This window comes from Shimia sp. MMG029 (genome assembly GCF_027947445.1).
Taxonomy (GTDB): Bacteria; Pseudomonadota; Alphaproteobacteria; order Rhodobacterales; family Rhodobacteraceae; genus Shimia.
In genome coordinates, this window is record NZ_JAQJIM010000001.1 from 791,318 (window position 1) to 815,349 (window position 24,032).

21 protein-coding genes are annotated in these 24,032 nt (G+C 57.3%); 10 read left to right on the plus strand and 11 right to left on the minus strand.

Annotated features, from left to right (window positions below):
• Nucleotides 1–27: 27 nt before the first annotated feature.
• From PJL69_RS03870 to PJL69_RS03880, 3 genes are read left to right on the plus strand one after another with little or no spacing between them, the layout of a single operon-like run.
• Nucleotides 28–1,878 carry an ATP-binding cassette domain-containing protein gene (locus PJL69_RS03870; protein WP_271308974.1) on the plus strand — a complete coding sequence of 617 codons (1,851 nt, stop codon included), beginning with the start codon at nucleotides 28–30 and terminating at the stop codon, nucleotides 1,876–1,878.
• A gap of 38 nt (nucleotides 1,879–1,916) precedes the next feature.
• Complete coding sequence (locus PJL69_RS03875; RefSeq protein WP_271308473.1) at nucleotides 1,917–2,540, plus strand: MarC family protein; 624 nt, start codon at nucleotides 1,917–1,919, stop codon at nucleotides 2,538–2,540.
• A 26-nt stretch (nucleotides 2,541–2,566) separates the two neighbouring features.
• Nucleotides 2,567–3,148, plus strand: coding sequence for a retropepsin-like aspartic protease family protein (locus tag PJL69_RS03880; protein ID WP_271308474.1), 582 nt, complete (start codon nucleotides 2,567–2,569; stop codon nucleotides 3,146–3,148).
• Here the strand turns inward: PJL69_RS03880 and PJL69_RS03885 are convergent.
• Together PJL69_RS03885 and PJL69_RS03890 are read right to left on the minus strand one after the other, a co-directional pair.
• A complete protein-coding gene (locus PJL69_RS03885) occupies nucleotides 3,145–3,612 on the minus strand; it encodes a DNA polymerase III subunit chi (protein WP_271308475.1) in 468 nt (155 codons plus the stop codon). The genes PJL69_RS03880 and PJL69_RS03885 overlap by 4 nt on opposite strands.
• A gap of 4 nt (nucleotides 3,613–3,616) precedes the next feature.
• Nucleotides 3,617–5,083 carry a leucyl aminopeptidase gene (locus PJL69_RS03890; protein ID WP_271308476.1) on the minus strand — a complete coding sequence of 489 codons (1,467 nt, stop codon included), beginning with the start codon at nucleotides 5,081–5,083 and terminating at the stop codon, nucleotides 3,617–3,619.
• Between the two features lie 144 nt (nucleotides 5,084–5,227).
• Here PJL69_RS03890 and lptF point away from each other — a divergent pair, with 144 nt between their 5' ends.
• From lptF to rsmA, 6 genes are all read left to right on the plus strand, one after another.
• Nucleotides 5,228–6,346 carry an LPS export ABC transporter permease LptF gene (gene lptF, locus PJL69_RS03895; protein ID WP_271308477.1) on the plus strand — a complete coding sequence of 373 codons (1,119 nt, stop codon included), beginning with the start codon at nucleotides 5,228–5,230 and terminating at the stop codon, nucleotides 6,344–6,346.
• Nucleotides 6,343–7,440: an LPS export ABC transporter permease LptG gene (gene lptG / locus PJL69_RS03900; protein ID WP_271308478.1), complete on the plus strand. Its 1,098-nt coding sequence runs from the start codon at nucleotides 6,343–6,345 to the stop codon at nucleotides 7,438–7,440. Before lptF ends, lptG begins: the two co-directional genes overlap by 4 nt.
• The gene (locus tag PJL69_RS03905; RefSeq protein ID WP_271308479.1) at nucleotides 7,437–9,608 is read left to right on the plus strand and encodes an LPS-assembly protein LptD; all 2,172 of its coding nucleotides are present in this window, start codon (nucleotides 7,437–7,439) and stop codon (nucleotides 9,606–9,608) included. The genes lptG and PJL69_RS03905 overlap by 4 nt, the downstream gene beginning before the upstream one ends.
• A gap of 22 nt (nucleotides 9,609–9,630) precedes the next feature.
• Nucleotides 9,631–10,875, plus strand: a complete 1,245-nt coding sequence (locus PJL69_RS03910; RefSeq protein WP_271308480.1) for a peptidylprolyl isomerase — start codon at nucleotides 9,631–9,633, stop codon at nucleotides 10,873–10,875.
• The gene (gene pdxA / locus PJL69_RS03915; protein WP_271308481.1) at nucleotides 10,872–11,864 is read left to right on the plus strand and encodes a 4-hydroxythreonine-4-phosphate dehydrogenase PdxA; all 993 of its coding nucleotides are present in this window, start codon (nucleotides 10,872–10,874) and stop codon (nucleotides 11,862–11,864) included. The genes PJL69_RS03910 and pdxA overlap by 4 nt, the downstream gene beginning before the upstream one ends.
• A 77-nt stretch (nucleotides 11,865–11,941) precedes the next feature.
• The gene (rsmA, locus tag PJL69_RS03920; RefSeq protein WP_271308482.1) at nucleotides 11,942–12,784 is read left to right on the plus strand and encodes a 16S rRNA (adenine(1518)-N(6)/adenine(1519)-N(6))-dimethyltransferase RsmA; all 843 of its coding nucleotides are present in this window, start codon (nucleotides 11,942–11,944) and stop codon (nucleotides 12,782–12,784) included.
• Here the strand turns inward: rsmA and PJL69_RS03925 are convergent.
• Genes PJL69_RS03925 through PJL69_RS03940 form a run of 4 tightly spaced genes read right to left on the minus strand, consistent with a single transcriptional unit; the run spans nucleotide 12,740 to nucleotide 18,630 of the window.
• Nucleotides 12,740–13,591, minus strand: coding sequence for a UPF0280 family protein (locus PJL69_RS03925; RefSeq protein WP_271308483.1), 852 nt, complete (start codon nucleotides 13,589–13,591; stop codon nucleotides 12,740–12,742). The genes rsmA and PJL69_RS03925 overlap by 45 nt on opposite strands.
• Entirely contained in the window at nucleotides 13,588–15,054 is a 1,467-nt protein-coding gene (locus PJL69_RS03930; RefSeq protein WP_271308484.1) for a 6-hydroxynicotinate reductase, read from the minus strand. Before PJL69_RS03930 ends, PJL69_RS03925 begins: the two co-directional genes overlap by 4 nt.
• Nucleotide 15,055: 1 nt before the next feature.
• Nucleotides 15,056–17,776 carry a molybdopterin-dependent oxidoreductase gene (locus tag PJL69_RS03935; RefSeq protein WP_271308485.1) on the minus strand — a complete coding sequence of 907 codons (2,721 nt, stop codon included), beginning with the start codon at nucleotides 17,774–17,776 and terminating at the stop codon, nucleotides 15,056–15,058.
• The gene (locus PJL69_RS03940) at nucleotides 17,773–18,630 is read right to left on the minus strand and encodes an FAD binding domain-containing protein (protein WP_271308486.1); all 858 of its coding nucleotides are present in this window, start codon (nucleotides 18,628–18,630) and stop codon (nucleotides 17,773–17,775) included. The genes PJL69_RS03935 and PJL69_RS03940 overlap by 4 nt, the downstream gene beginning before the upstream one ends.
• Nucleotides 18,631–18,768: 138 nt before the next feature.
• On the opposite strand from PJL69_RS03940, the gene PJL69_RS03945 reads away from it, so the two are divergent.
• Entirely contained in the window at nucleotides 18,769–19,218 is a 450-nt protein-coding gene (locus PJL69_RS03945; protein WP_271308487.1) for a MarR family winged helix-turn-helix transcriptional regulator, read from the plus strand.
• A gap of 77 nt (nucleotides 19,219–19,295) precedes the next feature.
• Here the strand turns inward: PJL69_RS03945 and PJL69_RS03950 are convergent, their stop codons facing one another.
• From PJL69_RS03950 to PJL69_RS03970, 5 genes are all read right to left on the minus strand, one after another.
• Nucleotides 19,296–19,991, minus strand: a complete 696-nt coding sequence (locus PJL69_RS03950; RefSeq protein ID WP_271308488.1) for an ABC transporter ATP-binding protein — start codon at nucleotides 19,989–19,991, stop codon at nucleotides 19,296–19,298.
• Complete coding sequence (locus PJL69_RS03955) at nucleotides 19,978–20,700, minus strand: ABC transporter ATP-binding protein (RefSeq protein ID WP_271308489.1); 723 nt, start codon at nucleotides 20,698–20,700, stop codon at nucleotides 19,978–19,980. The genes PJL69_RS03950 and PJL69_RS03955 overlap by 14 nt, the downstream gene beginning before the upstream one ends.
• A complete protein-coding gene (locus tag PJL69_RS03960) occupies nucleotides 20,697–21,644 on the minus strand; it encodes a branched-chain amino acid ABC transporter permease (RefSeq protein ID WP_271308490.1) in 948 nt (315 codons plus the stop codon). Before PJL69_RS03960 ends, PJL69_RS03955 begins: the two co-directional genes overlap by 4 nt.
• On the minus strand, nucleotides 21,641–22,567 hold the full coding sequence (locus PJL69_RS03965; RefSeq protein ID WP_271308491.1) for a branched-chain amino acid ABC transporter permease: 927 nt from the start codon (nucleotides 22,565–22,567) through the stop codon (nucleotides 21,641–21,643). The genes PJL69_RS03960 and PJL69_RS03965 overlap by 4 nt, the downstream gene beginning before the upstream one ends.
• A gap of 84 nt (nucleotides 22,568–22,651) precedes the next feature.
• Complete coding sequence (locus tag PJL69_RS03970) at nucleotides 22,652–23,956, minus strand: ABC transporter substrate-binding protein (protein WP_271308492.1); 1,305 nt, start codon at nucleotides 23,954–23,956, stop codon at nucleotides 22,652–22,654.
• Nucleotides 23,957–24,032: the final 76 nt, after the last annotated feature.

A 24,032-nucleotide genomic window follows, 5' to 3' on the forward strand; every position in this document is an offset into this window, starting at 1 on the left:
GATGCAATACTGGGCCAAACCCGCTTCATGCTAAAGATCTCAGACATCTCTTATTCCGTCGAAGGCCGCCCTCTGTTTGAAGGGGCCTCAGCGACAATTCCCACCGGCCACAAAGTGGGTTTGATTGGCCGCAACGGGGCCGGGAAAACCACCCTTTTCCGCTTGATCCGCGGAGAGCTGTCTCTCGAAGGCGGCAGCATCACCCTGCCCAACCGCGCCCGCATCGGCGGCGTGGCGCAGGAAGTACCCTCCAATGAGGTGTCGCTGATCGACACGGTTCTGGCCGCCGATACCGAACGCGCCGCTTTGCTGGCTGAATCTGAAACCGCAACCGATTCAGACCGCATTGCCGAAATTCAAACCCGTCTCAGCGATATTGATGCATGGAGTGCCGAAGCCCGTGCGGCCTCCATCCTCAAGGGTCTTGGCTTTGATCACGAAGATCAACTGCGCCCCTGTTCAGACTATTCCGGCGGCTGGCGCATGCGTGTCGCCTTGGCCGCCGTGCTGTTTTCACAGCCAGATTACCTGCTGCTGGATGAGCCGACCAACTACCTCGATCTCGAAGGCGCGCTCTGGCTGGAAAACTATCTGGTCAAATATCCACACACCGTGCTTATCATCTCGCATGACCGCGAATTGCTGAACCGCTCAGTTGGCGCGATCCTGCATCTGGATGAACGCAAACTGGCCTATTACACCGGCCCTTATGATCAATTCGCCCGCCAACGCGCCGAACAGCGCGCGGTACAGGCCGCAGCCGCCAAAAAGCAGCAAGCGCAACGCGAGCACCTGCAAGCCTTTGTGGATCGGTTTAAGGCCAAGGCGTCCAAGGCCAAACAGGCGCAAAGCCGTGTGAAAATGCTGGAGAAGATGACTCCGATCACCGCACCCGAAGATGCGGCACGTGTGGTGTTCACCTTCCCCAAGCCAGAAGAGCTGTCACCCCCGATCATTGCTATTGAGGGCGGCTCAACCGGCTATGACGACAAGGTGGTTCTCAAAAACCTCAACCTGCGCATTGATCAGGATGACCGCATCGCACTGTTGGGCAAAAACGGTCAGGGCAAATCCACGCTCGCAAAACTCCTGTCCAGCCGTCTGCAGCCCATGGGGGGCAAGTTCACCACCTCCTCCAAACTGCGCATCGGCTTCTTTGCCCAGCATCAAGTTGACGAGCTTTACGTCGACGAAACCCCAATTCAGCACCTGATGCGCGAACGGCCTGCAGAAGGTCAGGCGCGTCTGCGCGCACGTCTCGCCGGGTTTGGCCTTGGCGCCGCACAGGCAGAAACCGAAGTCGGCCGCCTGTCAGGCGGTCAAAAAGCGCGCCTGTCACTGCTGCTTGCCACCTTGGATGCGCCGCATCTTCTGATCCTTGACGAACCGACCAACCACCTCGACATCGAAAGCCGCGAAGCCCTGGTTGAGGCGCTGACCGCCTACACCGGCGCGGTCATTCTGGTCAGCCACGACATGCACCTGCTCACCTTGGTGGCCGATCGCCTCTGGCTGGTCAAAGACGGCACAGTGAAGCCCTATGAGGATGACCTTCAGGCCTACCGCAAACTCTTGTTGACGGCAGACAAACCTGTTGGGGCGAAACCCAAAGCCAAACCCGTCGCCAAAAAGGCCAGCCGTGATGATATTCTGGCCCTGCGCGCTGAAGTGCGCAAATCAGAACAGCGGGTCGAAAAACTCAATGAAATGGCAGACAAGCTCGCAACAAAGCTGGCAGATCCGGCCTTTTATGAGGGTGAAAAACTTGGCGAGATGGAAGTCTGGCAAAAGAAATACGCCGAAGTCCGCGATGCGCAGGACCGCGCAGAAGATCTCTGGATGAAAGCGCTGGAAAAACTGGAAAAGGCCGAAGGCTGACCCTAGCCTAGGATCCACCAAGAGGGAGCCCCAAAACCATGGACAGCGCCGCCTTCATCACGGCCTTTGTGACGCTTTTTGTCATCATCGACCCGATTGGCCTCTTCCCAATCTATGTGTCGCTCACGCAGGGCGTGCCCGCACGCGAGCGCCGCGCGATTGCCATTCGCGCCTGTGTCACCGCATTCATAATCCTCGCAGTCTTCGCCTTCTTGGGTGAGGCCGTGCTCGGCGGCATTGGCATCTCCATGCCTGCGTTCCGAATTGCCGGCGGTATCCTGTTGTTTCTGACTGCACTGGACATGCTTTTTGAACGCCGCACAAAACGCCGCGAAGATCAGGCAGAAGAAGCCGAAGAAGATTACCCGGATCCCTCAATTTTTCCGCTAGCCATCCCGCTGCTCGCAGGCCCCGGTGCGATCACATCCGTAATCCTGCTCGCCGGACAGGACAGCGGCGTTCAATCCACAATCGCGGTGCTTGGCGTGGCGCTTCTGGTGCTGATCATCGTCTTTGGCCTGTTTCTGACCGCCGGATACCTTGAGCGTTTGTTGGGGCGCACAGGCATCACCGTGATCACCCGTCTGTTGGGCATGCTGCTGGCCGCGCTTGCTGTGCAGTTTATCCTTGATGGCCTGAAAGATTTTGGGCTTGCTGGGTAAGTCATCACCCTAAGGAACATCCACGTATGAGCGAATTTGAGATCGGCCACCTTGCCTACCTGAGTCTGCTGCTGATCATGGTTTTGATGTGGTACATTTCCTCCGGTCGCATCGCGCTTGGCCAAACACTGCGCAACGCGGCGATTTGGGTTTTGATCTTTCTTGGCGCGATTGCCGTGGCCGGTATGTGGGATGATATCCGCACCAGTGTGCGCCCTATGCAGACCGTACTTGAAGACGGCAATCGCATCGAAATTCCCCGAAGCAGCGATGGCCACTACCATGCCACACTCTCGCTCAACGGTGCCGATGTCGCGTTCATCGTCGACACAGGGGCCTCTGAAATTGTGCTCTCGAAAGAGGACGCACGGCGCGCCGGACTGGATCCTGACAATCTGGCCTATTGGGGCCGCGCCATGACAGCCAATGGCGAAGTGCGCATTGCTCCGGTCTGGATCGAGGAAATCTCTCTCGGTGGTTTCACGGATCGCGATGTACGCGCCACCGTCAACGAAGGCGAGATGCCGCAGTCGCTGCTCGGCATGTCCTACCTTCAGCGGTTTGAACAGATCACCATCGCAGGAAACCGTTTGATCCTAATACGTTAGGATCCGCCACTTTCGGCCTTTTTCTGCCAGACGCCTGTCTCTTCAGACCAGTACTGCGCTGCACAGCCCGCATCTGTCAGCGCTTTCCACTGCCCACGTGCATGCTGAACCGCTTCCGGGTCATGTCCGTCAAACAAAATACAGACGCGTTCGGCGGCAGTGACTTCTTCGGCGCTCACCTCGGCCCCGTCCACCGTCATTATGCAGCTCGCTTTGTTGGGCGCATCCTGTGAAGTGGTCAGCAAAATGGGCTGCAAATCATCGTGTGGCCCACCAGCGACCCCATGCGGTAAAAAACTCTCGTCTCCCAGAAGCCACAGCCTCTGATCCAGCCAGTCCATACGTGCAGGGTCTACCCCCCGTACAGCAATGGCCCAGCCAGCCCCCCGCGCCTTCTCCAGAAGGCGCGGCAAGGTGGTATCAAGCGGCGCTTGTGTCAGGTGATAGAAATAGACCGCACCCAAGGGCTTATACCTCGAAGTTGTCCGCCACGAGGCGGCTGAGCGCGCTTACGCCCCAGCCTGTCGCCCCTGCAGGTGCCAAAGCAGTTTCAGACTTCACACTGGCCACCCCAGCAATGTCGAGGTGAATCCAAGGCGTGCCCTCTTGCACAAAACGCTGCAGGAACTCGGCTGCGGTGATCGAGCCCGCCGGGCGTCCCCCCACATTTTTGACATCCGCAATGCGCGATTTCAGCTGCTTAGCATAGCCTTTGCCCAGTGGCATCCGCCAGGCGCCCTCGCCCTCTGCATCCGCGGCTTTCAGGAAGGCATTGCACAGCATGTCGTCGTTGGAGAAAACCCCGGCATTTTCATGCCCAAGGCCAATGATGATCGCGCCTGTCAGAGTGGCAAGATCAATCATGCCCGCTGGTTTGAAACGGTCTTGCGCGTAGTGCATCACGTCGCACAACACCAAACGCCCTTCCGCGTCAGTGTTGATGACCTCGATGGTGTCGCCTTTCATGGAGGTCACCACATCGCCAGGACGGGTCGCACGGCCGGAGGGCATGTTCTCAACCAAGCCGACAAGGCCCACAACATTGGCTTTGGCCTTGCGCAGTGCCAGCGCCTTCATGGTGCCGGCCACAACGCCTGCGCCGCCCATATCCATGGTCATGTCTTCCATGCCCGCAGCAGGCTTCAGCGAAATACCGCCGGTATCAAACACAACGCCTTTGCCAACAAGCGCCAACGGAGGCGCGGCTTTGTCGCCGCCGTTCCATTGCATCACCACCACTTTAGACGGGCTTTCGGACCCCTCGCCCACAGACAACAAAGCGCCCATGCCAAGCTCTTTCAGCTGGTCTTCTTCCAGCACCTCCACCTCAAGACCGATCTCTTGAAGTGCCACCAAACGGTCCGCAAACTCTGTCGTGGTCAGCACATTGGCAGGTTCATTCACCAGATCACGGGTGAAAAACGCACCATCCGCGACAGCCAGCAAAGGTGCAGCCGCGGCTTCTACGTCAGCAGGTTTGCTGACCATCATGCGCACCGCCCGCGCATCTTCCTCCGCATCCGCGGTCTTATGATCGTCAAATCCATAGTCACGCATCGCAATGCCAAAAGCGATCTGCGCCGCCTTGGGATGGGTGCCCGCCAGAACCGTCAAAGCTGCATTGCCACGCGCCTTGCCAAGCGCCGCACCGGCTTTGCGTGCCTCTTCAATACTGCAGCGACGCGGCAGAATAACCACATCCACTGCCTCAGCGGCCAATCCAGTCGGAAACGCCAGCGTGATCAATGTGCCGTTTGCAGCATCCGCCCCTTTGTCTTCGCGCAAACGCTCCACCGCGCCACGGGTCATCCGGTTGATGCGCCGCGAGCCCTGATCAAGGTTTCCTTCCTGGGGTACAAAGATTGCAATCCGCCCCTCTGCTTTTGCAATTTCATCCAATTGAGTTTCTTCAAAAGCAAACTGCACAGGGCGCATATGTCAATCTCCATTTTAATGCTGCCAAACACCTAGCGCGCCCAATCTTGCTTGACCAGTGGCCATCGCCAGTTTGCAGTTTCACCGCCCCACCAATTCCACTAAACTGCGCGCAAAGAACAAGAACTTGAGGGGATCCAAGGCGTGAGCAGATTCGACAGATACATCCTGTCGCAGTTTCTAACTCTGTTTGGCTTCTTCGCACTGATCCTCGTATCGGTCTATTGGGTCAACCAAGCGGTGTCACTGTTTGATCAGTTGATCGCAAGCGGTCAGAACGTGGCCGTTTTCCTTGAGCTTTCGTTGCTGATGCTTCCGAGTGTGATCCGCCGCGTGCTGCCAATCGCCGTGTTTGCGGGTACGGTTTACGTCACAAATCGCTTGTCCAACGAAAGTGAACTGACCGTCATGCAGGCCACCGGCTTCAGCCCCTGGAGGCTCGCCCGACCGGTTGCCGTATTCGGGGTGATCGCAGCCCTCATGATGAGTGCCCTCACCCATTTTCTCGTGCCCACTTCAGCCAAGGAGTTAAGCGAGAGACAAAAAGAAATCAGCCAAAACATCACAGCACGCTTGCTGACTGACGGCACCTTTATGCATCCGGCAGATGGGGTGACATTCTACATCCGCGAAATCAGCTCAAATGGCGTGCTCAAAGACGTGCTTATGGCGGATAGCCGAAACCCAGATGGCACAACACTGCACACCGCATCAGAGGCCTATCTGGTACAGGATGAAAGCGGCCCTAAGCTTGTGATGGTCGATGGTCTCATGCAGTTCAATCCAGCGGACACCGACCGCCTCATGACCACGAACTTCGCGGATTTTTCATATGACATCAGCGGTTTGGTCGATCCTGAAGCGATCAATCGCGGATCCGTAAACTATTTGCCAACCTGGGACATTTTCGGTGATCTCCCTTCTGCTGCGGCTATCACAGGCGAAAGTCTGGGCAATGTCACCGAAGAGTTTCATGCCCGCTTCACCCACCCCATCATGTGCGTCATCTTTGCGTTGGTTGGCTTTGGCATGCTGATCATCGGCAGCTTCAGCCGCTTTGGTGTTTGGCGTCAAATTTTGTTTGCCTTTGGCATTCTTGTAGTGCTTGAAGCCCTCAAAAACGTGGTTTCCGACCCCGTGCTCGACGCGCCAGAGCTCTGGCCGTTGCTTTATGTGCCCGTTGCCTTGGGCGGCGTTTTCGCATTTGTGCTGCTATATCTCGCGTCAAACCCAATTCGTTTGCGGCGGAGGTCTGTCGCATGACAACCCATCTCTATTTTGCGCGCAAGTTTTTCTGGATGCTGCTGAGCATTTTCGCCGTCTTCTTCGTGCTGACCATTCTGCTCGACATGATGGAGCAACTGCGCAAATTTGATGTGGAACAGGTGGGCTTTTATCGCGTAATCGGTCTCACCTTTTTACGCGCGCCTCAGGGGCTGTATCAACTTCTGCCATTGATTGTGATCCTGGCAACTGTGGCCCTGTTTATCGGCCTGGCGCGCACATCAGAACTTGTCGTGGTGCGCGCGGCTGGGCGCTCCGCGATTGTGGCTGTGATTTCCCCTATGGTGCTGGCGCTGCTTGTTGGGGTAGCTGCAGTCACAATCATCAATCCACTCGTGGCGAAAACATCCGTTGAATACGACAAACAAAGCGACGCATTGCGCAACAACGGTGGGAACGCGCTATCCTTGTCAGATGAAGGAATCTGGCTGCGTCAAGGTGGGCCGGAAGGACATGCCGTCATCCATGCTGAACGCACCAATGCTGATGCCAGCAAATTTATCAATCTCAGCATCATCACTTATCGCGAAAACGGCGGCCCGCAGTCCCGTATTCAAGCCGATACCGCTGAATTGCGAGACGATGGCTGGGCACTCACAAATGCGCGGGTCTGGTCCCTCAACCGGGGCGTCTCAGAAGGCACAGCCGCGCACCATCACGACACGCTGACCTTGCCCAGCAACCTGACACCCGATCGCATTAGAGATCGTTTCGGCAGCCCTTCCGCAATTTCTGTATGGCAATTACCAAAGTTCATCCAAGAACTTGACGAAGCTGGTTTTTCCTCGCGTCGCCATACGGTGTGGTTACATATGGAACTTGCGCAGCCGCTGTTCCTGATGGCAATGGTTCTTGTCGGTGCCGCCTTCACAATGCGTCACACGCGCTTTGGCAACACTGGGATTGCAGTGCTGTTTGCCATTCTCATCGGTTTTAGCCTCTATTTCATCCGAAACTTCGCGCAGATCTTAGGGGAAAATGGCCAAATTCCTGTCCTGCTCGCAGCCTGGGCGCCGCCGGTTGCAAGTGTGTTATTGGCACTCGGTCTGTTGTTGCATATGGAGGACGGATGACGAACTTGCTCTTCCGCCTTATGACGGCCACTGCACTTTCCTGCGCCCTCGCCCCAATGGTGCAGGCCCAGACGGCTCAGGTACCTTCAGAACAATCTGAAGCTACAAAGCCAACTTCACAGAATGTAGTACTGATCGCAGACAATGTCGAACTGGTTGGCACATCTACACTGCGTGCACACGGCAATGTAGAAGCCGTTTCTGGCGAAACTCGGCTGCAGGCGCGCGAAGTTATCTATGACAATGAAACCGGTGAAATAACCCTTCTGGGGCCAATACGGATCACTGAAGGCGACTCAGTCTCAATTGTGGCCGACTCAGCGGATTTGAAAGCAGACTTTCAATCTGGCTTGATCCGAAGCGCGCGTTTGGTGCTCGCAGATCAAGTGCAGTTGGCCGCGCAGCAGCTCGACCGTATCGGCGGTCGTTTCAATGTATTGACGAAAACCACGGTATCGTCGTGCCGCATCTGCGAAACCGGTGAAGCCCCACTCTGGCAGATCCGCGCAAAACGCGTGGTTCACGATCAAGCCGAACGACAAATCTACTTCGACGAAGCGAGCTTCCTTATTCGCGACGTACCGGTGTTCTATTTCCCTCATCTGCGAATGCCAGATCCAACACTGAAACGCAGCAAAGGTTTCCTGTTTCCCAACTTCCGGCGCACCTCGCTTTTGGGCAATGGAATCAAGCTTCCGTACTTTTTTCCGATCGGAGACGACAAAGACCTCACGCTCACGCCCTATATCTCAACAAACACACGCACGCTTGAGTTCCGGTATCGTCAAGCTTTTGAAAATGGGGGCATTGAGCTTGATGGCGCGATCTCAGACGATGACCTGCGCCCTAACGAAACGCGAGGATATCTGTTCGCCGAGGGTCTGTTTCAATTAGAGCGCGACTACAAACTTACCTTTGACATTAAGGCCGTCACCGATGATGCCTATATCTCAGATTATGATTACTCTGACCTTGATCGTCTCAATAGCAATATCAGAGTAGAGCGCGCCTCTCGCTACGAAAATACCAGCTTCGGCGTCTATCATTTTCGCTCACTGCGGGATGACGAAGACAACGACACGTTGCCTACCTTGGTGTTTCAGGCCGAAACCGAACGGCGCTACTTTCCGACGTCGATTGGCGGAGAGCTGCGCACCCGTCTTGAAGCGCACTCTCATAAACGTGACTCTGGCCTAGATGGCGATGACGGTCGAGACGTTGCACGCACGAACGCCTCGGTGGAATGGCTGCGCAACTGGACATTGGCAACAGGCTTGCGTCTCGGCGTAAACGGAGGGCTCGCGTTTGACGCTTATAAAACCCATGATGACACAACTGTCAGCTCATTTGACAGTGGCTTCACGCCCGCAGCGGCAATAAACCTGCGCTATCCGCTGGTAAAGCGCGGCACGGACGGCGCCACCTATCTGCTGGAACCGGTTGCGCAAGTGGGCTGGACTGGTGGCTCAAACCTTGACGTCGCAAATGATGAAAGCACACGTGCAGAATTTGATGAAGGCAACCTATTGTCGCTTTCACGCTTTCCGTCACATGACCGCCGTGAGCGTGGTCTGGCTGCGGCACTGGGGATGAACTGGTCCCGCGTTACATCAGAAGGCTGGGAAGGCCACTTCACCGTGGGACAGGTATTCCGCGACCAATCCCAAAGCGATTTTTCCGCAACATCAGGTTTGGCAGGAAAAACATCTGATCTGCTCTTGGCAGGTCAGTTCAACAATCAAAACGGTCTGGTCATGTCCGCTCGCGGTCTGCTGGATTCAGGCGGCACTCTGAACAAAGCCGCTGCGCGCCTCGGTTGGAGCAATCCAAGCTTGATGGTGGATGCGAGCTATATCTGGCTGGCGCGAGACCCCGACGAAGACCGTGCAGAGCGTATTTCGGAATGGACGCTGGACAGCAGCTATCGCTTCTCCCGGCATTGGACCGGTCTGGTTGACTGGCGCTACGATGCAGTAGCAGGTAAATCGGCACGCGCAGGAGTTGGCATGCAATATCGTAACGAATGCGTGCAGGTCGAACTTTCACTATCGCGCCGCTTCTCCACATCCGATACCGTTCAATCCAGCAACACCTTTGGCATCAACGTGGCCCTGCTTGGATTCTCGGTCAATTCAAACGATAAGAGCTATAGCCGCACCTGTGGCTGAATTACAGGAAGACGACACTCTCATGACGCGACGCCCTTTCATCCGCTCCCTTTTGCGCAACTGCGCCTCTCTGACCAGCGCAATTGCGGCAGTGACAGTTCTCAACAATGCGGCCGTTGCACAAAGTGCTTTCAGCCCCGCAATTTTGGTGAATGATTCCGCAGTCAGCTACTACGAATTAGATCAGCGCGCGCGCCTCTTGACCATCATGAACGCCCCCGGAGATCCCGGAAAGCTCGCGCGCGAGCAGTTGATCGAGGACCGCCTGAAACTCCAGGCTGCACGCCTCACCGGCATTGCCGCTTCAGATGAGGGTATTCAGAACGGCCTTGATGCCTTTGCAGCCCGCGTCAACATGGAAGCAGGCGATCTCATCGAGGCACTTGTCGGCGCCGGCATCGACGAAGAGACCCTGCGCGATTTCATCATTTCAAACATCACCTGGCGCGGCGTCATCCAGTCTCGGTTTGGCGGCAACGCACAGGTCAGCGAAGAGGAAATCGATCGCGCTATTGCTCAGAACAGCGGCTCTGGCGGTGTGCGTGTGCTGCTCAATGAAATCATCATCCCCGTCACACCACAAAATCAACGACAGGTACTTGGCTTGGCGGAGCAACTCTCCGAAATTCGCAGCTTTGAGAGTTTTGAAAACGCCGCGCGTACCTATTCTGCATCTGCCACCAAGGAAAGTGGCGGTCGCGTTGACTGGATGAACGTGACCAACCTGCCCGCCGAACTGCGGCCAGTGGTCACCGCGCTGCGGCCGGGAGAGGTGACCCGCCCCTTGCCATTGCAAAACGCGGTCGCCCTGTTCCAGTTGCGCGATGTGGCAGAAACCGGACGCTCCACGCCGACCTACTCAGCCATTGATTACATGATGTATTTCATTCCCGGTGGGCGCACAGAAGAAACCCTTGCACAGGCCAACGAACTGGCGGGCAACCTTGATCGCTGTGACGATCTGTTTGCCATCGCACAGGACGAACCTGCTGAATTTCTTGTCCGCGAAACCCTACCGCCAAGTGACATTCCCAAAGATGTGGCCATCGAACTCGCCAAACTGGATGAAAACGAAGTCTCCACAAATCTGACCTCCGCAGACGGGCAGAACCTTATGGTGCTCATGCTCTGCGGGCGTACTGCACAATTGGCCGAAGAGCTGTCGCGCGAAGATGTGGCGCAGGCGCTGCGCAACCAACGTCTGGAAAGCTACGCCAACAGCTATCTCAGCCAGCTGCGTGCTCAGGCGCGTATCATTGAAAAATGAACCAATTGGCACAATCTGCCCCCATCGCGCTCACCTGTGGTGAGCCCGGTGGCATTGGGCTAGAGATCGCAGAAAAGGCCTGGCTGGCGCTGAAAGATGAGCTGGCGTTTTTCCTAATCGCGGATCCAGATCATCTGCCGGGCACCGTGCCACATCAGATGATTGACGATCCGTCACAGGCAAGCGCCGTGCTGCCGGATGCCTTGCCCGTTTTCCCGCACCCCTTTGGCGCGCCACGCACCCCCGGTCAGGCCGATCCGGAAAACGCCGAAGGCGTGATCGACGTGATTTCACAAGCTGTCGACATGGCCATGTCTGGCAGCGCCAGCGCGGTTTGCACTTTGCCAATTCACAAAAGAGCGCTCAAAGACGGCGCTGATTTTGCCTATCCCGGCCACACCGAGTTTCTGGCGGATCTTGCTGGCGTGAACGATGTGGTGATGATGCTGGCCTCTGTCATGCTGCGCGTTGTGCCCACCACCATCCATATTCCGGTCTCCGAAGTGCCTGCCGCGCTTACGCCAACGCTGCTCGAAGAGACCATTCGCATCACTGCCAAAGGTCTTTCAGATCAGTTTGGCCTCACCGCACCTCGGATTGCCGTCGCTGGCCTAAACCCACACGCGGGCGAAGGCGGCGCAATGGGCCATGAAGACGCCAGCGTGATTGCGCCTGTCCTGGAAAAACTGCGTACTGAAGGCTTTGACATTGCGGGCCCTCTGCCTGCGGACACCATGTTTCACGCTGCTGCCCGTGCGCGCTATGATGTGGCAATCTGCGCCTATCACGATCAGGCTCTGATCCCGATCAAAACACTGGATTTTGATGGCGGCGTGAATGTCACCCTTGGCTTGCCTTTCATCCGCACCTCGCCCGATCATGGCACAGCCTTTGACATCGCAGGCACCGGACAAGCCAATCCATCCAGCACCATCGCCGCGCTGCGCATGGCGGCGCGCATGGCTGAAAGCGCCCCACAAAGCGCTTGACGCATCACAGGGGGAAACATATCCCCGCCCAAGGCCAAACTCGCGGCACGCCCGCGCAATCAAACAGGTGATGAGCCATGAGCGCCATTGATGATCTTCCTCCGCTGCGTCAGGTGATCGACACCCACGGTCTGTCTGCACGCAAATCACTGGGGCAGAACTTTCTTCTGGATCTCAACCTCACCGCTAAAATTGCACGCCGTGCCGGGGATCTTACCGAATGCGACGTGCTGGAAATTGGCCCGGGCCCCGGTGGCCTCACACGCGGTCTGCTGGCCGAGGGCGCGCGCCGTGTCCTTGCGATCGAGAAAGACGATCGCTGCATCCCCGCGCTTGCCGAGATCGAAGCCGCCTACCCCGGCCAACTTCAGGTGATCAATGGCGATGCACTTGAAATCGATCCTCTGGCGCATCTGACCCCCCCCATTCGCGTGGCGGCCAACTTGCCCTATAATGTAGGAACCGAACTTTTAGTGCGCTGGCTCACTCCTAAGGAATGGCCACCGTTCTGGCAAAGCCTCACCCTGATGTTTCAGCGTGAAGTGGCCGAACGGATCACGGCTCAACCCGGCTCCAAAGCTTATGGACGCCTTGCCATCCTTGCCCAGTGGCGCGCAAACGCCAATATCGTGATGTCTTTGCCACCAGGCGCGTTTTCACCGCCGCCAAAGGTGCACTCCGCCGTCGTGCATCTCACCGCATTGGAAGAGCCACGTTACCCTGCTGACGCAGACATGTTGTCGCGCATTGTGGCGGCTGCTTTCAATCAGCGGCGTAAAATGCTGCGTGCTGCGCTCAAGGGCCAAGCCCCCGATATCGAAGATCGTCTGCTCGCAGCAGGCATCCAGCCAACCGAACGTGCCGAACAGGTCTCCCTAGAGCAGTTCTGCGCCCTCGCACGCGTGGTGAAGGAAAGCTGATCCCATCACTCGGGCTTGCCCCTGCGCATGCAGATAGACACCTGCAAGCGGGATCTTCTGGGAAAGCCCCTCTGCATATTGCACACCCCGCGCCAAAGCCTCTGCAACATCCGTCGCGGGCAAACGCCCAACGCCGACCGTGACAAGGCGAGCGCCCAAGTCGCTCTCCTCTCGTAGGTCACAGGCAGGCGCACGCCGCACCAGCGGATGGCCCGGAACATCCACGTGATTGGCGATCAGTGTTGCCGCCACATCCGCCTCTGCTGCTGTGCGCGCCAGAACCGTCACCGCATCCGCGACGCCCAGCGACAGGCTGCGCCCCCGCCATCCAGACGTTGCCACGCCTCGGATCGGATCATCCGCATGAATGGTCACCTCCGCATCTGCACCGGCCACCGTCGCGCGTAGGCTTTGCCCCTCAGTCAGCAGCAGCGCCACATCGCCACCATTGTTCACATAGGCACGGGACACATCCGGCACCGCAGCGATCACGCGGGCAATTTCATCCGCCACAGCTCCGGCAACCGCGGCCATAGGGGTCACAAAATCTGGCATACCCATCCGCGTAGCGCTCTGCATCTTTTGCGCCATTCGCCCAATGAAACAGCAATCCCGCTCAACAGGCAGGCGCAGTTTTGGGAGTTCATCCACCAATTCCTGCAATACCGTTTCAAAACGTAGCGTCGCCGCACGATAGGCCTGCGCACGCCCGTGCCCCCAAATCTCAAGGATCAAATCAATCGGCCCGTGGTGCATATGCAGCCGCCGTCCATCGGGCAACCATGTGACCTGTGGCCCATCCATCATTGCTTGCGCTTTTGCGGGAAAATCACCTGACTGTCCCACGCATAAAACCCGCCGCTTTGCAAAATATCGATCACATCGCGCACCGCCTCCGTATGCCCCCCAAGTGCCTCATACTCCTGTTTTGAAACGGTAAACTCCAAAGGCGCGACAATCGCAGGCGTGGGTACCATGCCAAACGCCCCTATTGGCGTCTGCATCACATCCGCCATAAGCGTGATCCCACCACCGGGCCAAACGTAAGATTTTGCCCCGCCCACCGTCACCTCGGCGCGTCCGGCCTGCACGGCTTCTGTCAGCTTCACTGGATTGCGCGTGACGCCTGAACGCAATGAGCCACCCGCACCGCCCATGAACATCACCGTGCAAAGGGCAGGTTCACAATTCTGCGCAATCAACGCCACCGACGGCTTTAGCCGCGCAGGCATCGGCCTTTCTTGCGGCACCAATTGCGCGTCGAGTTCATAATACGCGGCATGTTCTCCTGTTGTGGAAACCATCAACAAAGTCAGCCCCTCACGCGCTCCTTTCTTCGCCAGCCACGGCCCAAGGATTGACAGCGGATCCTCAATATCGGTTCCGCCCCAACCGCGCCCAGGCTCTGCCACCTGAAAATAGCGTCCTGGGGTACTCCGCCGCCCTTTGATGCGAATGCCAGTGTCAGGCCAGCCCAGCACCTTGCCCGCCTGATGCTCACTGACGACGCCGGTAATGTGGTCGTCTACCACCACGACCTCATCCACCAGGCCGTGCCATTGGCTCGCAAACATCCCGATGGTGGCAGAGCCGCACCCCACTCGCATTCGCTCTTCGCGCAGCCCATCCACAATCGGCGCTTTGCCAGCCTGCACCACAACCTCCGCACCATCTTCCACCGTCAGTGTGACAGCCTCTCGATTGAGCAGCCGCAACAGCACATCACAGGTCACGCGGCCTTCCGCCTTGCTGCCACCGGTCAGATGATCCACACCGCCAAGGCTCATCATCTGAGAGCCATATTCGCTGGTGATCATCAGCCCCACAGCCTCGCCCTGATGGCGGATCACAGCCCCCTCACGCCCCAAGTGCCGATCTGTGTCGATCTTCACCTTGACGCTGCAATAGGAAAAAATCGCCTCCGTCACCACGGTCACAAAATCAACGCCATCCACTTCGCGGCTGGCCAGAAACGGTGCGGGCTTATAGTCGGGATAGGTGGTGCCTGCACCAACGGCTGTGACAAACAAATCCTCTGTGGACAGCCCATCATGCCAGTCACGCCCCAGAAACGGACGTACTTCGCCACCATACGCCATGGTGCGGTCCAACACAGTCAGCGGATCACAACGCACGATTTCACCGCCATGGTTGGCATAGCGGTCACAGGCTCCGATCTTGCCTTCACCGATATAGCACATCACCGGGCAGGCATCGCAGCGGATCTTTTCCTCCCGCACACGTTCTGCTTTGCCCGATGCCTGTGTCATCCTATCCTCCGTGTCTGCGCGCCGCCTTGATCGCCGCCAAAACCCGATCTGGTCTGGCAGGCAGTTTCGTGATCCGCGCCCCACAGGCATCCGTGATCGCGTTTAAAATTGCCGGCGCCGTCGGGATAAGCACATGTTCGCCCAACCCCTTCGCCCCCATCGGCCCCTCGGGATCGGGCACCTCAATCAGATGAGACACCACCTCCGGCATGTCACCGATGGTCGGGATCAGATAATCGTGCAGGTTTTCTGTACGCCCCGGTACAAACTCTTCCATCAGCGCCATGCCCAGACCCTGCGCGATGCCACCCTCAATCTGCCCCTCAGCAAGCAATGGATTGATCACGCGCCCCAGATCGTGTGCCGCCGTGATTTTCCGCACCTTCACCGTGCCAAGCGCCAAGTCTACTTCAACTTCCGCCAGCTGCGCACCATAGCCATAAACCGCGTAAGGCACGCCCTGCCCGTTTTCATCGAGCGCCTCGGTGGGCGGATCATAGGTTTCCTGCGCCATAAGCACATAGCCTTCCGCCCCGACCGGCAATGCGGAAAGGTCAATCTTCCGCACCTCGCCCGCTTCAGCGATGCGCAACTGCCCCGCAGCCAATGTCAGGCAGGCATCTGACCCCATATTGGCCATCTGCAAGATCTGGGCGCGCAGCGCCTGCCCCGCCAAAAGCGCCGCTTTGCCGCTCACCACCGTTTGCCGACTTGCAGAGGTTTTGCCACAATCCGGCGTCAGCGCGGTATCTGCATCTACCAGATCCAACCGATGCACCGGCAGCCCGACAGCATCGGCCGCAATCTGTGCAATCACCGTATTGGACCCCTGCCCAATATCCATCGCCCCCTGATGCAGGCGAATACGCCCCTCCGCCGTGATCCCAATGCGCATGGTCGAAGGGTTCGGCAGCGCCGTGTTCCCGCAGCCATACCAACAGCTCGCAACGCCGATACCGCGCTTCGTGCCAGCATTGCGCACATTAAAATCAGCAACCTCGATCTGCGCCGCATCCCAGCGTGGCTGCAGCGCCGCAAGGCATGCGCCAATTCCCACGCCCTTCACTGTTTGCCCACAAACAGTCAGATCCGACTCACGCAATGCGTTCTTCCGCCTGATTGCGAGCCGATCCATTGCCAACTTGCGCGCCAAATCGTCCAGCAAAGTCTCCTGCAATACCGCCGCCTGCGGCACACCAAAGCCGCGAAACGCCCCAGCAATCGGTCCATTGGTGTGGATCGCCCGGGCCTCTGCGGCGTAGTTTGGCACCGCATAAGGCCCACAGGCGTGCACCGGCACACGCACCGCAACGGTCGGCCCCCAACTTGCATAAGCCCCGGTATCAAAATCCCCGTCAAACAACATGGCGGTCAACCGCCCTTCTGCGTCCGCAGCCAGCGAGGCCCCCATCTGCGCGGGATGGCGCTTTGTCGACGCGCGCATGCTTTCTGCACGGCTATAGACCATCACGCTTGGCTTCCCCGTCAGCAGCGTCACCAACCCGATCAGGGGTTGCACAGACAAATCAAGCTTTGCGCCAAAACCGCCACCGGTCGCCGCTGGCCTTATGCGCAGCTTTTCTTCCGCCAGCCCCAAAATCTTCGCGGTTTCATCACGGTCCAAAACCGGTGCCTGCGTGCAGGCGCGAATGTTCAGGACATCGCCCTCCATCCAGGCCGCGCCGGCCTCAGGCTCAATATAGGCATGCTCCACGTGGCTGGTTTCAAAGGATCCAGAGACGACATGTGCCGCTTCAGAAACCGCCTGAGCCGCATCACCGCACCGAACAGCCCCCGCAATCAGCAAATTGTCAGGCCGCCTCTCATGAAGCTGCGCGGCACCCTCTGCGCGCGCCTCCTGCACATCCAACAGCCCGGTGACGGGCATCCAGCTCACTGGCGCTTTGGCAACATCCAGCGCCAGCACCGTCTCACGCGCACCCGCAACCAAGGCGACCGCCTCACCGACTAAACGCACCCGCTCTTCCGCCAACGCAGGCTGATCCACAAACGCAGGGATCACTCCAGTCTCATTGCGGCCCGGAATATCTGCAGCAGTAAACACCCGAACGTCATGGGCCGCCGCCCAAGCTTTTAGATCGCCGAACGCGAACTCGGCCGCTGCATGAGGGCTGCGGATTGCCCGAACCCAAAGCGCATCTTGCGGCAGATCATCTGCGCCAAAGCGCTCCGCTCCAAGCACCTTTGCCACGCCATCAAGCCGCTCCACGCGTGCTCCAACAGATGCCGCCGCATCCGGCTCAGGCCCCGCTCCGCTCCCGGCGGCATCCAGCACAGCATCCACGATCTTGGCGTAGCCCGTGCATCGGCACAAAACCCCGCCAAGCGCGGTCTCTACCGCGCCCCGATCCGGGCGGCTGTCTTTGCGCAACAACGCTTCTGCCGCCATCACCATGCCGGGTGTGCAAATACCACATTGCGCCGCGCCATGTCGCAGAAATGCGCGCTGCAACGCACTTGGCCCCGGTCTCTGCATCCCCTCTATGGTTTCAATTTGGCGCCCCAGCGTTTGCGCAATCGGGGTCAGACAGGCACAAACCGCTTCCCCATCGAGCAAAACCGTGCAAGCGCCGCAATCGCCTGCATCGCAGCCCACTTTGGTTCCGACCAGCGCCAAATCATTGCGCAACACGTCCGAAAGGCGCTGCCCGGGGGCGGCCACCACCTCATGCGCCACGCCGTTCACCTTAAGTCGGATCATTGCAAAGGCCCCGACGCCGCCGCAAGCACCGCCCGGCGCACCAATTCTGGCACCGCCTCCAAACGATAAGCCGCACTGCCTCGGATATCCGAAATCGGCTGTAAAATATCTGCGAAATCACTGTCGCCTATCGCCCGCGACAAATCCGCAATCGGCGCACCGAACAGCGCGGCCTCAAGCGTTGGCAACCGCATCGCAACCGGGCTACAGGCCCCCACTGCAACAGCTGCACCGGCAACATGGCCCTCAGATATCTCTAGACGCGCTGCGACCATCGCAACCGAAATCACCAAGTGACTCCGGCTGCCAAGCTTTTCAAATGCACTTGCCCCGGTCGCACTGCAATGCGGCACCAAGATAGCGCTGACCAGCTCATCTCCTTTGCGCGCAGTTGCACGCGGCCCCGTCACAAAATCCACCAAAGCCATACGTCGAATACCACCCGGTCGCAAAAGCTCTACTTCTGCGTCCAGCGCCAAAAGCGGAGGGATGCCATCGGCCGCCGGGGAGGCATTGCAAATATTGCCCACAACGGTTCCAGCGTTTTGAACCTGAACGCCCCCGACCTGAAGGGCTGCTTGCTTCAACATGTCAAATGCAGCGGGCAAAGGTGTCGCAACAACATCGCTCCAACTGGCACCCGCGCCGATCCGCCACCCTTTCGCAACCTGCTGAATGCCTTTAAATTCACTCAAGCCGGTCACATCCAAAATGACTTCATCAAGCCCAGTGCCAAGCGCCTGCGCTTGGGTTGCCGCAAAAAGATCTGTACAGCCCGCTGCTATGATCACCCGACCGTCTTCAAGCAACGCAAGCGCATCTTTCAACTTGTCTGGGCGGTGATAAATCCCCATTCTGTCCTCTCAAACCTCAGGGCACGGCACGCAAAATCTTGTTGGTATACAAACAGATTTTGCGCCATGATCGGTCGCTGTGTCAATAAAACCGAAAGGGTGCCACTTTTTGCACCCAAAAAGTGATAGGCCGCGTTCATGCCCGCATCTGACACGTCTTTACCGCCTCTCACGGCCGCTGAAACCTATGATCTTGACGAACAGGTTGGATTTCTTTTGCGCCGCGCCACGCAGCGCCATTTGGCTATTTTCGCACAAGGCATCACCGATCTGACCCCCACTCAATTTGCGGCGCTCGCCAAACTCTGTGCCTTGGGCGCGGTCTCGCAAAACGCCCTTGGACGCGCAACGGCGATGGACGCAGCGACGATCAAAGGTGTGGTGGATCGGCTTCGAAACAAAGCCCTCGTGATCAGCGCACCTGACCCCGAAGATCAACGACGCGTGTTGCTGAAACCCACAGCCAAAGGATGGGACCTCTACGAAGCGCTGGCACCAATGGCGACACAAATCACCGAAGACACGCTCGCACCTCTGAACGATGCTGAAAAAACGATTTTCACGTTGCTCTTGAAGAAACTGGTATAGGCCGACAACACACCGTCGCGATACCGACGCAATACCGACGTGATGCCGACAGTGTTTTTGGCTCCGCCTCAACGCGCTCAAACCCCCAGATGACGCGCCAAAATGGTGGGATCATCTCGCAGCGCCTCTCCGGAAACAACGCCACGCATCCGCCCATTTTCCAACAATGCGGCCCGATCGGCCAACGCCAAGATCGCCTCCACCCGCTGTTCCACAAGAACAACGGCAACCCCTTGATCGCGCAGCGTTTCTGTCACATCGCGTATGGCGACAATCATCGAAGGCTGTAACCCTTCAGTTGGTTCATCCAACAGCACCACACTGGGCCGCAGGCTCAGCGCACGGCCCATGGCAAGCATCTGCTGCTCTCCGCCGCTTAGCGTGTTGGCCCGTTGCGCATATCGCTCCCTAAGCCTTGGAAAAAGTTGAAGTATTTCTTCCAGAGTGCTTTCACTTTCGCGTTGTGAAAACCGTCCAACCTCCAGATTCTGACCCACTGTCAGATCCCCAAACAGCCGCCGCCCTTGCGGCACATAGCCCACGCCGTGCCGCGGCACCACATGCGCTGGCAGATCTGACAACACCGTCTTCTCCAGCCGCACAGCGCCACTCATCAAAGGCAACACCCCCATGATCGCTTTCATTGTGGTGGTTTTACCAGCGCCATTGCGGCCGAGAAGACAGGTGATTTCACCCGCTTGCGCCTCAAAAGAGACATCGCGCAACACCTGCGCTCTGCCGTACCCGGCATTGACCGCCTCAAGCTTCAGCATCCGCACCTCCCAAGTAGGCAGATTGCACAGCGGAACTTGCCTGAACCTGTTCAGGCGTGCCTTCAAACAGGACCTTTCCGAAGCTTAAAACTGTAATAAAATCTGCGACTTCCATAACGACATTCATGTTATGTTCAATCAGCAACACAGTGGTATGTCCACGTAGGTCATTGATAAGCTTGTTAAAGGCGACAACCTCTCCATCTGCGAGACCCTGTGTCGGTTCATCCAAAATCAGCAACTTTGGCGCCTGCGCCAGCCCCATGGCGATTTCAAGAAGCCGCTGATGCCCATAACTCAAGTCACCTGCGTCTTCGTGCGCACGCTCCAGCAGGCTCACACGGTGCAGTGCAGAAATAACTCTCTCTTCCGCTTCTTTGGGATCGAAGAACACACGTCTCGCCCCAAGCGAGACGTTTTCATGCACGGACAAACTCGGAAAAATTGACGTGATTTGAAAGGTATAAGTCATGCCAGAGGCGATGCGCTTGTGAGCCGGGAGCGATGTGACGTCACGGCCATCAAAAGAAATCCGCCCGCTGCTGCAGGCCAACCGTCCCGACAACAGGCCCACCAGCGTGGTTTTACCCGCGCCATTTGGGCCAATCAGCGCACGCACCTGTCCCTTCGGAACCTCAAGTGTCACATCATCAACGGCTCTCAAGCCGTTGAATTGTTTGGTGAGCCCCTCTGCTCTCAGAAAACTCATGGAAGCCATCTCCAGAAACGGTTGCGCAGCTCGCCCATAAGGCCCTGTGGCGCAAAAAGTGTGAGACACACAAGTACAATGCCAGCAATGAGCATATAGGCGGTGGTCACACCCGAGCTTAAGTCTATGAGATAGAACATAAAGATGGTTCCCACCAACGGCCCCAGCATCGTGCCTGCGCCTCCAAGCAAGACCCACAGCAGCGGAAAGATCGAATATTGCACAGACGCGAAACTCGCCCCCACATACCCAAACAACACCCCGTAAGCCGCTCCCGCCAGCGCCGAAACCCCGGCAGAGAGCACAACAGCGCCCCACTTGTATCGCTGGACATCATACCCAAGCATCATCGCGCGTTCTTCATTTTCACGGATCGCAATCAAGACGTGCCCAAAACGCGAACGCAGCACCCACATCAACACAACAAACGCCGTGCAAAATATTGAGAATGCTGCAAAATACCGAACCGTCGGATCAGAAAGATCGAGTCCAGAAACCAACCGATCTGCCTGTTGTATCACGAAGCCTTCGTCGCCACGCGTGTAGCTTCCGAAGTAAAGAATGATCAGATACCCAACCTGTGCAAACATCAAAGTGACGATCATAAACGCCACCCCTTCTGTCCGAAGAGCCAAAGCCCCAATCAACGCACCGATACCCGCTCCCGCCACTACGCCAAGCACCACAGCCGCGCCCGCGCCCAAACCGAACTGGGTCATGCCAAGCCCCATTCCATAAAGGCCAGCCGCGAAGAAAAGCGCATGCCCAAGGCTCAGCAACCCCGTATAGCCAAACAGCAAATTGTAGCCCATCGCATAGGTTGCCAAGACCATAATCCGTGCGAGATTTCCGTGATGATAGGCAGGCAGAAAGAACTGCGCAGCGAAAAGGATTACAAGAACAGTGCCATGCAACCATATGATTTTCCTTAGATCTGCTGTCATGCGCGACGGGCTCCAAACAAACCCTGTGGTCGAAACACCAGCACAAGAGACACAAGCAGTGTCGCCAAGATTTTCGCCAAGGTGGGCGAGAAAAATACCGAGATGATCCCGTCAGACAACCCAATCAACAGCGCAGCGAGCACGGTGCCTGGCAGGCTGCCCAGTCCTCCGATAATCACCACGATGAAACTCAACAAGAGAGGATCGCCGCCCATCAGGTAGTGCGCCTGTTGAATGGGCACAATCAACACCGCAGCCAAGGCAGCAAGCCCTGCGCCCAGACCAAAAACCAACGCATAGACGCGCTCAACCGGGATGCCAAAGGCAAGCGCCATTTCGCGATCCTGCTCCGTTGCGCGCATCATCAGCCCAAGTTTGCTGCGCGTCATCACAATCCACAAAGCAAGCAATATCACTGTCGCAGCCGCGATAACCGCGAGTTTATAACTGGTTATGCTGAGCCCCCATGGCCAATACAGGCTCAGCCCGGTATCGGTCATTTCTACCCAAGGCAGCGCCAATCGCGTATTGAACGGTGGCGTCACCGGCCGGGCATCCGGGCCGTAGGTCATAAGTGTAACCTGTTGTAAAATATACAAAATACCAATTGTCGCAACGATGGTACGTTCCGGGTCGTAAGACAAGCGTTTCAAAACGGTCAAATCCGCCAAGGCCGCCAAGGCCCCAACGATCAGCGGCACGGTGAGTATCGCAAACGCAAATCCAAACGCCGCTGCCCCTTCGAACCAGCTCGTCACCCACCATGCAAGAACCGCGCCAAGCATAAAAAATTCACCATGCGCAACGTTCACAACACGCATCACGCCAAACACCAGCGCGAGGCCACTGGCCGTGAGCGCAAGCACAGCTGCCGTCACCGCGCCCTCTAACGTGGCCAGCATCAAATAGGGTCCAAAATCCATGACTGCTCCTGCCGGATCTTATACTTGCGTGCGCCAAATGATTGGCGCACCACCGTTTTTTTTCAGATCAGAGAGTTTGTAAGATCAGAGCGGCTGCGTGGTGTAATCCACCTCATCCGGGTAATAAGTGTCTTCAATAGATGTCGTATGAACCAAAAGCAGCTTTCCATCCGTCACTTTGGAAATGTACTGATGCCCAAACACTTGGTGGGTTTTGCCATTAAACACCTTCGCGCCTTGCGGATGCGCATTGGAGTGCGGCAAATCTGTCATCGCCTCCACCGCTTCAATCAGTTTGGCGCGATCCGCCGTGGTTTGATACCCAGCCGCTTCCATACCCGCCTTAACAATATGCAGCGTTTCCCAGCAGCCAAACATATGCGCATAGGTCGATACATCCTTGGCATCATTCACCGAAGCACCATTGGAATCTACACCCACTTTCTCACGGAAAAACGCGTCGTAGGGAGACTGATCCGCCTGCGCATAGCGAGGATTGCCTTCCCAGAAATAGGTCCCTTCCAGAAACTCAAGCCCAGGGCTGCCAATATCGACTGCCTCAAGACTGTCGATAAATCCAAATATTTCAGGCCGCTGTGGGCCGAAAAACTCGCCTAGCTCTTTTACAAAAGTCAAAACCGCGGGCCCAACCATCACGTGATAGATGACTTCGGTGTCGCGTGGGATTTTCGGGAAGTACTTGGTGAAAGAGGTTTCTGTCGGTGGGATGGCGATCTGCTCCAGCACTTCGCCGCCCTGCGCTTCGATTGCGGCAGTGAAGAAGTCGCGGTGATCATGACCAAAGGCAAAATCCGGGAAAATCATGGTGACCTTTTTGCCCAGATTGCCGGCCACAAACGGCGCCATGGCCTGCACTTGGCTTTTCACATCCGTGATGCCCGGCTGCAGCGTATAGCGGTTTAGCATCCCGCTCGCCACATGGTGACCTTCGCTGACCACAAAGTATGGCAGCTTCAACTCACCCGCACGCGGTGCCGATCCAATCACCACATGTGAAAACAGCGTGCCAAAGCCAATGTCGCAATTGTGCTGCGTCGCAAATTTCTCAATCACCTCTGCGCCGCGTTTGGGATCAGTCCCGTCGTCCTCTGCCACGATTTCAACCGGGCGCCCATTGATGCCGCCTTGGTCATTGATCAGTGCTGCCGCTGCCTGCGTGGTACGGTCATACCAACGCCCATATGCTGCGCCAATGCCAGTACGGTGCACCTGAAAACCAACCTTGATGGGTCCTGCAGTTTGCGCCCCAGCATAACGCGCCCAAAGCGGCAGCGTCGCGGCCGCGGTCCCGCCAAGCGCCAAAGTTTTCAGCGCGCCGCGCCGCGTCGTTTGTGTGGAAACTGGCTTGATAGTCTTGGATTTGGTCATCGTGTGTCCCCCTGTGTTCACATGGTGTTGTGACCGTAAATTCCGCAATCAGTATGCTTGTTAGAGTGCAAATGAA